General features: G+C 59.3%; 1 protein-coding gene. It reads left to right on the top strand.

Annotated elements, in window-relative coordinates; genetic code table 11:
• Positions 1 to 97 precede the first annotated feature (97 nt).
• Positions 98 to 460 (top strand): Orn/Lys/Arg decarboxylase N-terminal domain-containing protein (locus FJV41_RS55710; RefSeq protein WP_281291674.1); only part of this gene is annotated, 363 nt, incomplete at its 3' end.

The raw sequence follows: 460 nt of genomic DNA, 5'->3' as shown, positions 1-460 counted from the left end.
GAGCTGAATCCGTCAGACCCGGACACATCGTTGGGCAAGGTCTCCCTTGTCTGAGATTTTTACACTCCCGATACGGGCATTTGCGCTTATGAAATCCATGCACATTGCCGCCAGCTGCGAGCTGGTCACCCGCTTGTCCACCCACCGTCGCGTTGTGGCGCTGGACAGTACCGATTTTACCGATGTGGCGGCAGTCGTCATCTCCGTGGCCGACAGTCGCAGCGGCATCCTTACTCTCCTCAGGCGTAGCGGATTTAACCTGCCGGTCTACCTGCTGAGTGAGACGGCGGTCGACAAGCCGGAGGGGGTGCAGGCGGTGATCGCCGGTAAAGATCAGGAGTGGCTGGAGCTGGAGGCGGCGGCCTGTGATTATGAAGCGCGTCTGCTGCCGCCGTTTTTCAATACCCTGACCCAGTACGTCGAGATGGATAACAGCACCTTTGCCTGTCCGGGGCATCAG

This window comes from Myxococcus llanfairpwllgwyngyllgogerychwyrndrobwllllantysiliogogogochensis, assembly GCF_006636215.1.
Classification (GTDB): domain Bacteria; phylum Myxococcota; class Myxococcia; order Myxococcales; family Myxococcaceae; genus Myxococcus; species Myxococcus llanfairpwllgwyngyllgogerychwyrndrobwllllantysiliogogogochensis.
This window is presented reverse-complemented; position numbering and strand designations above follow the sequence as displayed.